This window comes from Pseudomonas fungipugnans (genome assembly GCF_029955235.1).
GTDB classification, from domain to species: Bacteria; Pseudomonadota; Gammaproteobacteria; order Pseudomonadales; family Pseudomonadaceae; genus Aquipseudomonas; species Aquipseudomonas fungipugnans.
Window position 1 is genome coordinate 17,325 of sequence record NZ_JARBWL010000001.1, and the last position, 12,973, is coordinate 30,297.

The 12,973-nt window shown below is 57.2% G+C and carries 21 protein-coding genes and 2 pseudogenes; 19 read left to right on the forward strand and 4 right to left on the reverse strand.

The window, feature by feature from the left end; all coding sequences use genetic code 11:
• Window positions 1-340: 340 nt before the first annotated feature.
• Window positions 341-592: a DUF1654 domain-containing protein gene (locus tag POF45_RS00105; protein WP_282314691.1), complete on the reverse strand. Its 252-nt coding sequence runs from the start codon at window positions 590-592 to the stop codon at window positions 341-343.
• Window positions 593-807: 215 nt separating this feature from the next.
• On the opposite strand from POF45_RS00105, the gene POF45_RS00110 reads away from it, so the two are divergent.
• On the forward strand, window positions 808-1,263 hold the full coding sequence (locus POF45_RS00110) for a hypothetical protein (protein ID WP_282314692.1): 456 nt from the start codon (window positions 808-810) through the stop codon (window positions 1,261-1,263).
• A gap of 171 nt (window positions 1,264-1,434) precedes the next feature.
• On the opposite strand, the pseudogene POF45_RS00115 reads toward POF45_RS00110, so the two are convergent.
• Both POF45_RS00115 and POF45_RS00120 read right to left on the reverse strand, forming a co-directional pair.
• Window positions 1,435-1,637, reverse strand: a pseudogene (locus tag POF45_RS00115) (hypothetical protein).
• A 2-nt stretch (window positions 1,638-1,639) separates the two neighbouring features.
• Window positions 1,640-2,332 carry a LexA family protein gene (locus POF45_RS00120; protein WP_282314693.1) on the reverse strand — a complete coding sequence of 231 codons (693 nt, stop codon included), beginning with the start codon at window positions 2,330-2,332 and terminating at the stop codon, window positions 1,640-1,642.
• A 52-nt stretch (window positions 2,333-2,384) separates the two neighbouring features.
• Between POF45_RS00120 and POF45_RS00125 the strand changes: the two genes are divergently transcribed.
• The 18 genes and pseudogenes from POF45_RS00125 (at window position 2,385) to POF45_RS00210 (ending at window position 12,496) form a co-directional block, all read left to right on the forward strand.
• A complete protein-coding gene (locus POF45_RS00125; RefSeq protein ID WP_282314694.1) occupies window positions 2,385-2,597 on the forward strand; it encodes a transcriptional regulator in 213 nt (70 codons plus the stop codon).
• Window positions 2,598-2,647: 50 nt separating this feature from the next.
• Window positions 2,648-3,265, forward strand: a complete 618-nt coding sequence (locus tag POF45_RS00130) for a DUF8585 domain-containing protein (protein WP_282314695.1) — start codon at window positions 2,648-2,650, stop codon at window positions 3,263-3,265.
• 64 nt (window positions 3,266-3,329) lie between these two features.
• Window positions 3,330-4,190, forward strand: coding sequence for a BRO-N domain-containing protein (locus tag POF45_RS00135; protein WP_282314696.1), 861 nt, complete (start codon window positions 3,330-3,332; stop codon window positions 4,188-4,190).
• A 1-nt stretch (window position 4,191) separates the two neighbouring features.
• A pseudogene (locus tag POF45_RS29765) lies at window positions 4,192-4,578 on the forward strand (phage replication protein); the annotation flags it as partial.
• A gap of 3 nt (window positions 4,579-4,581) precedes the next feature.
• The gene (locus tag POF45_RS00145; protein ID WP_431978596.1) at window positions 4,582-4,779 is read left to right on the forward strand and encodes an HNH endonuclease; all 198 of its coding nucleotides are present in this window, start codon (window positions 4,582-4,584) and stop codon (window positions 4,777-4,779) included.
• Window positions 4,776-5,702: a helix-turn-helix domain-containing protein gene (locus POF45_RS00150; protein WP_282314697.1), complete on the forward strand. Its 927-nt coding sequence runs from the start codon at window positions 4,776-4,778 to the stop codon at window positions 5,700-5,702. The genes POF45_RS00145 and POF45_RS00150 overlap by 4 nt, the downstream gene beginning before the upstream one ends.
• Window positions 5,689-6,483: a hypothetical protein gene (locus tag POF45_RS00155; protein WP_282314698.1), complete on the forward strand. Its 795-nt coding sequence runs from the start codon at window positions 5,689-5,691 to the stop codon at window positions 6,481-6,483. Before POF45_RS00150 ends, POF45_RS00155 begins: the two co-directional genes overlap by 14 nt.
• Window positions 6,483-6,989, forward strand: coding sequence for a hypothetical protein (locus POF45_RS00160; protein WP_282314699.1), 507 nt, complete (start codon window positions 6,483-6,485; stop codon window positions 6,987-6,989). Before POF45_RS00155 ends, POF45_RS00160 begins: the two co-directional genes overlap by 1 nt.
• Window positions 6,986-7,546: a hypothetical protein gene (locus POF45_RS00165; RefSeq protein ID WP_282314700.1), complete on the forward strand. Its 561-nt coding sequence runs from the start codon at window positions 6,986-6,988 to the stop codon at window positions 7,544-7,546. Before POF45_RS00160 ends, POF45_RS00165 begins: the two co-directional genes overlap by 4 nt.
• On the forward strand, window positions 7,543-7,725 hold the full coding sequence (locus tag POF45_RS00170) for a DUF1382 family protein (RefSeq protein ID WP_259494442.1): 183 nt from the start codon (window positions 7,543-7,545) through the stop codon (window positions 7,723-7,725). Before POF45_RS00165 ends, POF45_RS00170 begins: the two co-directional genes overlap by 4 nt.
• Window positions 7,718-8,305, forward strand: coding sequence for a DUF1367 family protein (locus POF45_RS00175; protein WP_259494441.1), 588 nt, complete (start codon window positions 7,718-7,720; stop codon window positions 8,303-8,305). Before POF45_RS00170 ends, POF45_RS00175 begins: the two co-directional genes overlap by 8 nt.
• Window positions 8,302-8,913 carry a recombination protein NinG gene (locus tag POF45_RS00180; RefSeq protein WP_282314702.1) on the forward strand — a complete coding sequence of 204 codons (612 nt, stop codon included), beginning with the start codon at window positions 8,302-8,304 and terminating at the stop codon, window positions 8,911-8,913. The genes POF45_RS00175 and POF45_RS00180 overlap by 4 nt, the downstream gene beginning before the upstream one ends.
• Entirely contained in the window at window positions 8,910-9,491 is a 582-nt protein-coding gene (locus tag POF45_RS00185; protein WP_259494438.1) for a hypothetical protein, read from the forward strand. The genes POF45_RS00180 and POF45_RS00185 overlap by 4 nt, the downstream gene beginning before the upstream one ends.
• Before the next feature lie 170 nt (window positions 9,492-9,661).
• Window positions 9,662-9,826 (forward strand): Com family DNA-binding transcriptional regulator, encoded by a 165-nt coding sequence (locus tag POF45_RS00190; RefSeq protein WP_282314703.1) that lies wholly within the window; start codon window positions 9,662-9,664, stop codon window positions 9,824-9,826.
• Between the two features lie 38 nt (window positions 9,827-9,864).
• Window positions 9,865-10,827, forward strand: a complete 963-nt coding sequence (locus POF45_RS00195; RefSeq protein ID WP_282314704.1) for a DUF6242 domain-containing protein — start codon at window positions 9,865-9,867, stop codon at window positions 10,825-10,827.
• Between the two features lie 393 nt (window positions 10,828-11,220).
• Window positions 11,221-11,550 (forward strand): MFS transporter, encoded by a 330-nt coding sequence (locus POF45_RS00200; RefSeq protein WP_282314705.1) that lies wholly within the window; start codon window positions 11,221-11,223, stop codon window positions 11,548-11,550.
• Window positions 11,547-11,894 carry a hypothetical protein gene (locus POF45_RS00205; RefSeq protein WP_282314706.1) on the forward strand — a complete coding sequence of 116 codons (348 nt, stop codon included), beginning with the start codon at window positions 11,547-11,549 and terminating at the stop codon, window positions 11,892-11,894. The genes POF45_RS00200 and POF45_RS00205 overlap by 4 nt, the downstream gene beginning before the upstream one ends.
• 413 nt (window positions 11,895-12,307) lie before the next feature.
• Window positions 12,308-12,496, forward strand: coding sequence for a hypothetical protein (locus POF45_RS00210; protein ID WP_282314707.1), 189 nt, complete (start codon window positions 12,308-12,310; stop codon window positions 12,494-12,496).
• A gap of 11 nt (window positions 12,497-12,507) precedes the next feature.
• On the opposite strand, the gene POF45_RS00215 is transcribed toward POF45_RS00210, so the two are convergent.
• The gene (locus tag POF45_RS00215; protein ID WP_282314708.1) at window positions 12,508-12,696 is read right to left on the reverse strand and encodes a hypothetical protein; all 189 of its coding nucleotides are present in this window, start codon (window positions 12,694-12,696) and stop codon (window positions 12,508-12,510) included.
• Between the last annotated feature and the right edge of the window lie 277 nt (window positions 12,697-12,973).

A 12,973-nucleotide genomic window follows, 5' to 3' on the forward strand; every position in this document is an offset into this window, starting at 1 on the left:
TGGCGTCGATCACCGGCCTAACTCAAATTGTTCTTCCAGCCACGGGCCTTTCGGCTTGTTCTCCCGCTGGATAACTGCTTTCGACGTTTTACGCTGCACGCCCGGGTCAGTTGCCAACCCTCTGAACCGTTGAGGCCGGTTCATCGCTGCCTTTGAATCTGGGCCGGTGGTGATCCGGCAAGGTGAAGCGGTATCGCTAAAGAGCTGCGCGGCTTTCGCTGCTGGGCCGGTGTTGCGTTGGCTTGGATTGAAATATAAGCGCACTTATTTTATTCGTCAATAAGCACGCTTATATATTTTTTTGTGGGCGATAAAAAACCCGCTCAAAGGCGGGCTCATTTCAAGCTTCGCAATACTCTCGCCACCCAATCCTTACCGAGCCGCTTTCGAGACGTTCCATACGCACTCCACAGGTCTCTTCAATCTCCGAAAGAACTTGCAGCCATGCTTCAGCAGGCTCTGCTTCAAGCCTGGTAACAGTGATCGCCTGGACCTTTTGAACTGCGGGCGCAGCAATGAGACGCTGGATGCGACGGCCGACTAACTCATATGAGTCTCTGGCATGGGATATGGGTAAGACGATTTCGGGCATAGAACGCTCCTTGCTTTGGCTGTATATATATACAGTATTCATCTTGGCACAATTTGGCAATAGTCCCAGGCGGCCTCGGTCCGTTTTGCGAGACAGATCCCTCTAGAAGCCCGGAATAGACGGGGTGCTGGTGGATGTCTAATTGCTACCATTCGGATACAATCCGCGCCGGCCGATTTACGGCCGAGCCAATGATGGCGATATGGAGTGGTGTGATGGTTTTTCGTAAAGCGTGCGCTGGGATGGCGATAGTTTTGGCGTTTGCAGTATCCGGTTGCGCGAGCATTGTCAGTGACAGCAAGCCAAAGGTGGGGCTGTACAGCATGCCGAGCAAGGCGAACTACGTGATTAAGGACAGCAAGGGAGGCGTTGTGATGAAAGGCATCACACCTGGCGCGGCCATTCTGGAGACCAGTCGCGGTTACTTCAAAAGCGAAAGCTACACAGTCACCTTCCAGAAGGATGGCTACGCAGAGACGACTGTTCCTTTGAAGTCCACGGTGAGCGGTTGGTACTGGGGCAATCTGCTGGTCGGCGGTTTGATCGGTATGCTTATAGTCGACCCTCTTACCGGAGCTATGTACACGCTGCCAGAAGATGCTACAGGCAACCTATCGGCGGTTGCCCTGCCTCAAGCTTCTTTGGCACCGATATCCAGCTTTCCGCAATAGGTCACAGAACGAAAAAGCCCGGCGCTGGGCCGGGCTCTCTGTAGATGGAGCCAAATCCCTTTGGCTGATCGCATTGTCCTTGATGGATGTGACGAAGGTATGACGGGACGGGGCAGAGTGAGGGGCATAGAACCCCCTGCAAATCTACGTCGCGCCGCTGAACCGCAAGTCTTAATGAAGGACCCTGCGACGCTCTCCAATCCTGACACGATCGAGGGCCCGGTTTAATGCATCCAAGGCATCACGTAGGGCTTTCGCCTCAGATTCCCGACCGTCACCCCAAAGACGTTCAGCCATTTGTTCAGGGCCTGGATAGATCTTTCGATGTCTGCAGCGGTTGCTGTAGAGGTGTCTGCCTGCCTCTTCTTTGGCATTGTCAGAACTTCTGTAGCGCCCGTACGACGACACCCACGATCCGGCAATGCTCGTCAAACGGTTCAATCGGGTATCCAGGGTTAAGCGGCTTCAGGAATAGCTTGCCGCCATCATTTACCAGTTTCTTAAAGGTCGCTTCATTGCTCTCGGGCAATTTGGCGATCACAAGCTTGCCAGGTGCGGCCTCAGCTTCGGTGTCCACGAGGATCAGCGTGCCTTCGGTAATACTTTGCCCGACCGGTGAGGTCATCGAGTCGCCTTTGACCTCCAGCCAGAACGCGGCCCCCTTCGAGTCGTATTCGGAAAACTCATAGCGATCCGAGAAGCCGGCAGGGTAGGGCTCTATAGCCTCGGCCCAAGCGCCAGCGGCTACCCAACTGATCACTGGATATCTGTAGGACTCAACGGGCTGACGGGCCTCTCCGACGTTTGATTCAGTGCTGGTTGCGCCAATCATCGGGCCGGTGTTCTCGGATAGCCAAATAGCATTCACGCCGCATACATGCGCGATCTTTGGCAGATGTGCGCTCTGGAGGTTCTTTCCTGTCTCCAGCTGCGAAATTACTGGCTGCTCAACTCCCACCTTTTGGGCGAGGGCTTTCTGCGTCAGCTTGGCGTGATTTCGTGCGGATTTGATTCGTTCGGCGAGTGTGCTCATCCGCTGGAATTTATAAGTTCCCTTATCGGCTTGCAAATAAGTGTCCTTCTAATTAGGATATAAGCAAGCTTATTAGGAGGGCTCTCATATGACCCCTATCGAAAGGCTCGTCGACTTCTTCGGCGGGCAAACCAAAACAGCTTTGGCGCTCGATGTCTCCCAGGCCGCAGTTTCGTACTGGGTTGCCGGGATTCATCCAATGGGCGCCGAGAAAGCATTTAAAGCGGAAGAGTTAACCGGCGGAAAAGTCACGGCTCGCGACCTGTGCATGCGCCAAAAGGGCACCCAGTCCGTCGCCTGACATCCCTGTCCGTCGATCCATTGAAGCCAGATTAGAAGAGAGCAGTCCCCATGGAAACGTCCAGTTTAAGACACCGCGCGCAAACCCGTGACCAGGTGCTGGTGGCGCACGCGGCAAACCAGATCGCCCGCACCAGTCTGAGCCAAGACGATTTCGCCCAGGCTCTGAGTCGTCAGATCTACCTGACCGTCCCGGTCACGAAAATCAATGACGCTAAGGTCCCCGACTTCGATGAGCTGGCGCGCTTGAACGAAGTGGGCGAGTTCGTGAAGGCTACTGGCCGCTGGCTGAAGCGTGTGCAGCGCTGGCTTTCCGGCGATCAGGAAATGCCGTCTTGGCTAGAAGAGTCGTGGGTGAATGCTCTAGAGCCTGAGTTCCGTGATCACTGCATCAACGAACTGGCCGGCCGCCACGGGCTGATCGGCGCCCGCCAGATGACCAACGATCAATGCGCGAACAAAAGCTTCGGCGCGCTGATCCGTGCTTTGGGTGATGTGATCGATACCGGCAGCGAAGTCTTTGACGACCAGGTGATGTGTGAAGAGGACCTGCCGCATCTACCGGCGTTCGCCTCGCAATGCCGCCAAGTAGAAGCGCGGGCAGGGGAGCTCGGCCGGAAGGCAGAGGATCTGCTCGAAAAACATCGACCGAAATTGAAAATCGCCTGAATCCCGGGCACAAAAAAGCCGACGGAGAAGGTCGGCTGATTCGCAAAACTAGAGAGGGCCGATTATGCAGAGCCAACCCATTTCAAGCAATACCCCGAACCATGTCGCGACACGTTTTGTGAATTCTGAAAACGTGGCGCGGATCAAGCCGATTACCCCTTTTGACTTCCATGGCCTCCCGGTCCGCGTCATTGATGACGGCCATGGCGAACCCTGGTTTATTGCCAAGGACATCGCTGAAGCCCTGGGCTATGCAAACACCTCCAAGGCAATCAACGCTCACTGCAAAGCAGTAAGTACCTGCCATACCGAAATGGGAGGTCAGGTCCGCGCTGTGCAGATCATCCCTGAGCGCGACCTTTACCGGCTGGTAATGAAGTCGAAGCTGCCAGCTGCCGAGCAGTTCGAAGAATGGGTGGTGGGGCAGGTCCTGCCGAGTATCCGCAAGACCGGAAGCTTCTCGGCCCAGGCGCCGAACAATTCGAAGATCGTCGGCGAGCTCGCCATCCTCGAATGCTTCGACCGCCTGCTGAAGCCGGCACCGTCGAGCAAGATGCTGATGCTGGCCAAGATCGCTGCGAACAACGGCCTCGATGCAAAGTTTCTACCTGGCTACGCCATCGACGCAGCACCTGACGCCACCGGCGGTAGTTCCATGCCGACCAAGGCCGTGACGGCGCTGATCAAGGACTTCGACCTGCGCACATCAGCGCCGGCCTTCAACAAGCTGCTTGCTGACAAAGGCTTCCTGAAGCAGCTCGAGCGGAAGAACTCCAAGCGGGAAATGGTCCCGTTCTGGTGTGTGACAGAAAAGGGCATGACCTACGACAAGAACCTCACCAACCCCCAATCCCCACGCGAGACGCAGCCTCACTGGTACGTGGATCGCTTCCTCGAACTGGCCAAACTGATTGGGAAGGCCTGACATGCAGTACACCGTCACGATCAATCAGGCGAAGGCGCTGGAGTGGGGGCTGAATTCTCAGCAGGCCCTGCTGTTCGCCTTCGTCTACGAGTGCCCGAGCTGGGCCAATCCAGTCAAGACGGATACCGGGATTTACTTTGCGCTGAGCAAGGCCAAGATCGTCGATGAACTGCCATTGCTCACAGACAAACCGGACACCGCTTATCGCTTGCTGAAAGCCTTGCGCGATGCCGGCCTTATCGAGCTACACGCGGAAGGGGTTCGCCTCACGGACAAAGGGCGTGAATGGAACCCGAACCGCATGGGGCACTTCACTATCCATCAGCCAGCCGTACAGGCTCCGCGGCGCAGGTCAAAAAAGTCGCCCATCCCTTCAGGTTTGCGCGCCCAGGTGTTTGCTCGCGATGGCCATGCATGCCTGCGTTGCAGCTGCTCGGAGCCGTTGCGCTTGAGAGCCGACCACATCGTTCCCGAGAGCAAAGGGGGCGAGGCGTCGATGGCAAACCTTCAAACCCTCTGCATGTCCTGCAATAGCTGGAAAGGCGTGCAGACGATTGATTTCCGCGCCTTCGCCGGAGGTGCCGCATGAGCATGGGCCTTATGGTTGCCGCGATGAAGCTTCGCGTCGGCAATCCGCTGCGCAAGCTTGTGCTGATCAAGCTGGCTGACAATGCCAGTGATATGGGCGAATGCTGGCCGTCTTATCAGCACATCGCTGACCAGTGTGAGATCAGCAAGCGCTCTGTTATGAATCACATTACCGCCCTGTGTGACGCAGGACTATTGCGTAAGGAAATTCGGAAGGGTGGACCGAAGGGGAACTCCTCGAACGTTTACTTCCTGATTCTGGATGGTGGTGCACCTCCTGCACCAGGGGTGGTGCAGAAGATTCACCCGGGTAGCGCAGCAGGTTCACCCCCTAGTGAATCTCCTGCACCAGGGGGTAGTGCAGCAGTTGCACCCAGAACCAGTCACTCTCTTGAACCAGTCATGGAACCTGTCATTGAACCAATTACGCCCCAGGCTTCCGCCAAGGTCGTGCCGGTTCAGACTCGCGGTTTGGTTCTGGTCGTTGATCGTACCGATGCCCCACGGGTTGAGATCCCCGCCGACATGCCTGGCCCCAAAGACCAAACCTGCAAGACGTTCAAGACCTGGGCGAACTACGCCATGGCTTACCGCAAGCGCTATGGCGCCTGGCCGGTGTGGAACGCCAAGGTCGGTGGCCAGCTCGGGCAGCTTGTCAGCCGCCTTGGTGCGGACGTCGCACACCACGTCGCTGCCCACTACCTGAAAACCGGCGATGCACAGGTTCTGCGCAAGTGCCACAGCCTTAACGAATTGCTGGCCAATGCAGAGAGCTACCACACCCAGTGGGTGACCGGTCAGCGCATCAACGGGACCACCGCCCGCCAGATGGAGCGGACCGAGGCAAACCTCTCCGCAGCTGAACAGGCCGCTCAAATGGTCTTGGCCAAGCGCCAGGCGGGAGAGCGCAATGAATACCTCTGAAATGAACGACGCTCAAGTCGCCGGGCTTGCCTCCGCAATCATCGCCACGGCCGAGGCTATGGGTCAGGAAATGAACCCAGGCACTGCGGCAATGATGGCTGAGGATCTGTGTGCCTATTCAGTGCCGGTTGTCCGCGCCGCGCTGAAAGCCTGCCGGCTTGAGGTGAAAGGCCGGCTGTGTATGGCTGACATTCTGCAGCGCGTCCAGTCCTACGACGGCCGCCCAGGCAAGGACGAAGCGTGGTCAATCGCTCTTACCGGCAGTGACGAATTCGAAACAGTCGTGATGACCGCCGAGATACGCCAAGCGATGGTCGCTGCACAGCCGGTCTTGAGTCGCCGTGATGTGGTCGGTGCTCGGATGGCGTTCAACAGCGCCTACGAGCGTCTGGTGTCTGCCGCCCGGGCTGAAGCCAAACCGACAACTTGGAGTGTTTCCCTCGGCCTCGATCCTGCGCGCCGGGTTACAGCGATCGAGTCGGCAGTCCGTATGCAACTGATCACCCAGCAGGCCGGTACCCAGTACTTGGCTGACCTTCGCATCCCACCCATCACCGCAGATGGCCAAGCCATAGCCGGGCTCATCACAGGTTCCGCCGCGGAGCCGTCACCGCACCTGCGAGAGAAGCTCGCCGAAGTGCGCCAGATCGTTGATGCGGCAAAGGCTCGGCAGAGGCGCGAGCGACTCAAGAAGGCTCAGGCAGATCGGGTCGACACATATCTGCGCAAGCGGAAGGTCCGTGTGGCCATCGCTGTGGCGCAACGCAAGGAGAGCTCCTGATGAACGAAGCAAGACAAAAACAGATTCTCGCCGGGCAATCCTCGATAGCCCAAAAAGTCTTTGCCTACGTCCCAATCCAAACGAGTTGGAGCACTCATGAGATCCATGGCGCTACCTCGACAGCCAAAGCAACTGGTGCATCGCCCTATGCCATACGTCGCGCCCTTGGTGAGCTGAAAGACGCCGGCCTGATTCGGGAACCGGCGGGTGGAAAATTTCAGCGTGATGCAGCAACCCCAAAACCAAACAAGGAGCAGTCCGTGACCCAGGTATCCAAGCAGGCCGTAGTTTCGATCAAGAGGTCCGAGGCTGGCGCCCTGGACGTCCTGGCCAGCCTTTCCGCTGAAGTGTTCGGTCTTTCCGATGAGATCGGCAAACGCATGAAGGCGCTGGCCGGCCGCATTGAGGAAGTTGCTCTTTCGGTTGAGGCTGAGCGTGAAGGTAACGCCGAAGCAGTCGGCAAGCTGAAACAGTTGCAGGAACTGCTGAAAGGGATATCGCAATGACAGATCACACCGAACTGAAGCGCCTGCTCGACGCCTGCCGTGCCGAAAACTGCAATGGCCCGCGTGAATTCAGTAAGGCCGTCGGTGAATTGTTTGACGTCTGCACGATTGAAACCATTGCCGGCTTGGTCGCCGAGAACGAGCGCCTTGCCGAAGACGCTTCAAGTCGCGCTATACGCTCGCTGCGTGGTGACTGCCAGGTGCTAGTGGCGAACCGCGATCAGCATAAGGCCGACTTCAAAAACTTCCACCGCAGCCTTTGCGCGCGCTTCGGTTATTTCCATGACGATATCGACTGGCAGCGAGATCAGATGTCGCTGGAAGAACACATTGCGACCCAGTTCAGCCACGTCAATGCTGAGAACGGCGCGCTGCGCTCACAGGTGGAAGCTGTGCAGCGTGGTGCGGGGCAGCTCAAGGCCGAGAACGAGGCGCTGTTCGATGCCATGACGCGAATAATGCGTTCCGCCCGGCTTGGTGATCCCGTCTTCGCAATTGCCTGCGAAGTCGTGGGCGAGCTGAGTGCTGCCGCCACGGACAAGGGAGAGCAGTCATGAAGGCTCACCCAAAAGATCTGCATAAGTCCATGGAGACTGCGCAAACTTTCGCCAAAGCCGGAGTGCTTTTCGTCTGCGTCCCTGCGATGAATGCGAGCGATTATTCCGATCTCGTGCATCTGGCGAAGGAACGCATTGGGAAGCTAGCCGACGAAGCAGAGGATGCGCCTCATGGCTGAGCTCGCACTGATACGCACGGCCCAGGGCCTTGTGCCAGCCACTGAAGCCGATCGTGAAACCGTCCAGAAATGGAAAGCTGGCCAGGTCATTCACGGCAAGTTCACCCGCATGCGCAATGGCAAGTTCCACGGCAAGTTCTTCTCGATGCTCGATCTGGCGTGGGAATACTGGGAGCCGGTCGGCGGGCTGATCCCGCGCCAGGAGATGCGCGGCATTCGGGGGCTGGCCAAGTTCTTCGAAGCGCAGAGCGGCAAGCCAGGGCAACTGTCGCACGCGGTCGCGGCGTACATCTCTGGCCTTGAGTCGGCCCGCGCCGAACGCTTCCCGTGCGTGGACAAGTCCCGCGAAGCTTTCCGTGAATGGGTGACGATCGAGGCCGGCCACTTCCACCTGGTGCACACGCCTGAAGGCATCCGCAAGGAAGCCAAGTCGATCAGTTGGGCCAACATGGATGACACCGCGTTCGAGCCGCTTTACCGCGACGTCTTCAACGCCTGCTGGCGGTTGGTGCTGTCTGCGCATTTTGAGAGTGAAGCTGACGCGCTTTCTGCTGCTGATCAGTTGGGGAGTTACGCATGAAGCGCACCCCGCTACAGCGCAAGACCCCGCTCACGTCCGGCGGCCCGCGCCGGAAGCGTTGCCCGTCCTGCCGAGTGATGTTCACGGCTGCGCGCGACTCCCAAGTTGTGTGCGGAGAGATCGAGTGCGCCATCGCTCACGGGCAGTCGGAGAAGGGCCGGGAAAGCACGCGTAAAGCCCTGGCGGATTTCGAGCGCCGGGAGATCGAGGTTCGCAAGGAGAAGCTGAAGAGCAGGGCCGAGCACCTCAAGGACACGCAGGTCGCTTTCAATGCCTGGGTGCGTGCCCGGGACGCTGAGTTGCCGTGCATCAGTTGCGGTCGTCACCACCAGGGCAAGTACGACGCAGGGCATTACCGCACCGTCGGGAGCAACCCTACGCTGCGCTTCGAGCCGCTGAACTGCCACCGCCAGTGCTCGCCGTGCAACACCCGGCTTTCCGGAAACATCGTGAACTACCGCATTGAGCTGGTGAAGCGGATCGGTGCAGAGCAGGTCGACTGGCTGGAAGGCCCGCATGAGCCGAAGAAATACACCGTCGAAGAACTGAAGGCGATGACCGCCGACTACCGGGCAAAAACAAGAGAGCTGAAGGGGAGAGCAGCATGAAAATCCATTCCGCGCGCCAGGCTTGGCACGACTGCAACTACAACCCGGCCCCCGGCCAGACTTCTGACGCAGCCGAACTGGGCGTGGTGGTGCAGAGCACGGAGCGAGGCCCGACGGCGAACCCAGCGATGCATGGGGCGCTGGCCGGCCATATTCAATCAGCTATCGCGCGACTTCACTTTCAACTGCGGGCCTTCGGCAATGCCATGTATGCGGCCGAGCCGAGCGATGATGACCAGGAGGAAGCCGAAGAGGCAGTTTTCAATCTGGCTTGTTCGTGGGTAGAACGCATGACCGCCAGTAAGCGGGAGCGAGCCGAGTATGTCGCCAAGGGTGTGTTTCGTCGCTACCGCTACATGCACCAAGGTGGCCAGTCATCCAACCCTGATCTGCTGATCAAGCCGGAATTGTTCCGGGCATGGATGAAAGGGGAGTACGACATCGAGCTTCAGTCCGCGGCATGGGGTAGGGATTGGGCGCCTTTTGTGCAGCTTTGTTTCGACGCCTGTCACGACATTGACGCTCGTGCGTTGAGCTCAATTGGCGGGGTAATTAACAAGATGAAAGAGGCTGCTTGACTTCCCGCACGGCTGAGGGCATGATTTCCCCATAGTTAGTATTTTGCCTTCGGCAACTTACTCGAAAAAGCCGGCCATAGAGCCGGTTTTTTTATGCCCGCCAGAAAGCACAGAGCCCCGACAAGTTCGGGGCTTTTTGTTACCTGAATAAAGCAATTTGCAAAAGGAATTTGCAGATGTTGAAAGAATGCAGATGTGGAAATTGCAAACGACTTCTCGCCCGCGTGGGTGAGTTTACCGAGCTCCAGATCAAATGTTCCCGATGCGGGACGCTGAATCATGTGAAGGCCGCGAGCCTCGAGCAATCGCCCATGAGCGCCATACGCCCAATATAGAGGCCTGAACTTAAATCAGCTCAGTAACGGAGTTTAAAATGGAAAACGCAAACTCAGCGTCTCAAACCTTGCAAGATCTTTGGACTCAAGTACAACCGGTGGATAACACCGGCATGCTTAGGCGCGTGGTTTTTGCGCAAGGCAAGTTTTATGCGGTTGGTGGCAACGGTCTTACCACAACCACTCAGGTTGTCAGCGGAGGCGCAACTGGTACAGCGTGGACCAAGCTTAAGGGCGCCCTCACCTCTGATAGCGGAAAGGTCCTCAACGAGCTGTACTGGAACGGTATTGGGTCATCGCTTCAAGCCCTTTCTCAATCCGGCAATCTGATCTTCGGCAGCACAGACCACCCTGAAAGGGTTTGGACAGACCTTACGGCAACTGTTCGCACGTCCGGAGACTTGCAAGGCATTGTGTTTTATCAGCCAATTTACGGCGAGAACTACACCTGGATACTGGTTGGGTCTAACGGTAAAGTCTTTTCCCGTTATGGCGATTGGTCAGGCCAGGTGGAGCGCACTACGACCTTCACTTCTAGCGAGACTGTGTACTGCGTCAACGTCATTGGCAGTTTTGTGTTGATTGCGGGATCGAATGGGAAGCTGCTTAGCGCTGTGAAGATGGCGACGGATAATCCGCAAACATTCTCGACCAGAACCAGCACCTTCGGCTATAGCACCATCCTTTCCATGAAGCTTTGCAACGGGAAAATGTTTATCGTTGGTGCGGATGGCAAGATGGCATATTCATCCGATGGGCTTAGCTGGACTGCTGTTGAAGATACCAGTTTCGGTGGAACCATCATCCGCGACATTGCTTACGGTAATGGCAAGTATGTAGCTGTCGGCGACGGCGGCAAGACAGCCGTTTCCGAGGATGGGATCGGCTGGGTTCAGCAAGCCAACACTTTCGCAGGAACCGATATCCGGAGCGTCGCCTACGGCAACGGCAATTTTATAGCTGTTGGTGCAGGCGGCAAGATTGCTTACTGGACTCCATGATCTTCTATCTCCTTGCGTAATAGAGCCCAGCCATCGCGCTGGGCTTTTTCATTTCTGATTCAGGCTCGCCACAGCCAGGGTGGCCCTTCGGGGGATGCCTGGACGCGGATAAGCCGGTAGTGCCGCGATGCAAGAAAACACCGGCAGCCCGCGCACCCTGACCTCAAACTTGCTTTCGGGGTGGCGCGAGACTGGATCAGCGAGATCGATGCACAGGGGCGTCGACGCAGAGTAGGCCTTTGGCGGACAGGAGGGGAAAGACCCTCACACCTATTTCGAGCCTCAGCATCTGCTGGGGCTTTTTCGTTTTCGGCTCCACCACACTCATCGCTCTGAGCTGTGAGTGCTGCTGGGGCCGACCTATTTCAAACATGCACCCACGGAGTCGAGCGCATGGATCTATTTCACCGCCTGCTCGACAAGATCGAGTGGGTCATCGCGGGCCTCATTGGTGCCATCGTCGCCAGCTGGTGGCACAAGGAAGACCTGACCGACTGGCGTGCCTGGGCCAAGTTTCTATTCACCGGCATTGTCTGCGCGCTGTACCTCACTGGCATGGTGAGCGCCTACCTTGGCGTAACCGAGCCGAGCATCGTTGCCGGGATTGGTTTTCTCCTGGGCACATTCGGCGGTTCGCTTCTGCTGGCCGTCAATCGAGCGATCAATGCCGCTGACCTCTGGGCTCTCATTCGCCAGCGGTTCGGGGGAGGCAATCCACCATGAACTACGAACTGATAAATTCCATCGCCGTTGGCCTGATCTCGCTTTGGGCCACCTGGTGTGTACTGAGCGGGAAGGTGAGGGACGGCATCCTCGGCAAGCTGATTTACTCGACCATCGCCATCAGCGGGTTTGTGGTCATGGCCCGAAGCCAGAACATCTTCTTCGGTCCGACCACTGCCGGGCTGACGCTGCATGTGTCCCTGGCCCTGGCCGGCGCCCGCCACATCTTCATGGTCACGTTCTGGAAGCCGGTGAAGGTATGGCTCTGTCGGACGCTGAACTGTGAGCACTGCCTGGCGTGTGACAAGCACGGGCCGGGCGAGAGCGACCGCCGGAAATCATAAGTCGGAGCGTGCAGTTTTTTTCTTCTGTGCTTATTGGCAGAGGTGGTGTAGCGGACCGGCTTATGAGCGCAACGCGTGCCATGTCGTGCACACTGATTCGAGCTCATCTGTCAGGAGAGCCAATTGCTCCTCATTGATAATGCCCGCTCTCTTTAGCGATTGGTTATAGCCGGAAGCCCCATTCTTCAGCGTTAAAAGGTGGGCTTTATCTTGGGCTACAGCCAGATACCTGTAGTTTTCGCGTGCCTGTGACATGGCGGTGGCTGCGTCAGTGGGCATGTCTTGCTCGATAAAAATCAAAGAAATAGAGATTGCCGATTATGCGCGTTATCAGCCAGCAAATGAATAACTGACTGCTATAGCGCGACACGTTTCGCGAATCATCAAATCGTGTCGCGACATTGGAGAAGGGCATGAGCAACGTTACCCGCCTGCGCCACGGTCTACCGATGAGCCCCGACATCAACAAGGCCATCGCCGATCTGGATAGCGCCATCGCCAATGCGGTGAGTGCTGCCAAGGCTGCCGGCCTACCTCAGGGCTTGGTCGTAGCTCTGTTGCACGGGCACGCCCAGATGCAGACCAACGTCATGGTGGGCTGAGTGAGCGGCTGTTACGACTCCTCGTACTCACGGAAAAGCTTTTTTAACTCTTGGTCGTATTCGTCACTACTCAGCTTGAACTTGAGTGTGAGCATCGCTTCCTGTGCAGTACCTACTGGGGTCGCATCGTCTGTATTTTTTCGTGCGGCCCATTCCCTGGCGGCCTGAACGACCACCCCCTCAGTTATGCGTTCGATCATTTCCAGCTTCCTTTTTGGGTTGATCAGATTATAAGCATAGTCCAATGGCCATGGATCCGGGTGCGGCCCGATGAAGTGTCTGTTTTCGCCGCAAGAACATCGATGACCTTGAGTCGGTGGGCGCTGAGCTTGCTCGTCGACGTGTATGGGTTTGGCTGAAGGCCGGCGGCATGCAGTTGCTTACGCTGTTCCGGCTTGCCGAACAGCAGTTGATTGATGTGCTGCTAGATACTGAATGAATCGTTGAACGACGTTCGAATGCATTGAATGAATCGTT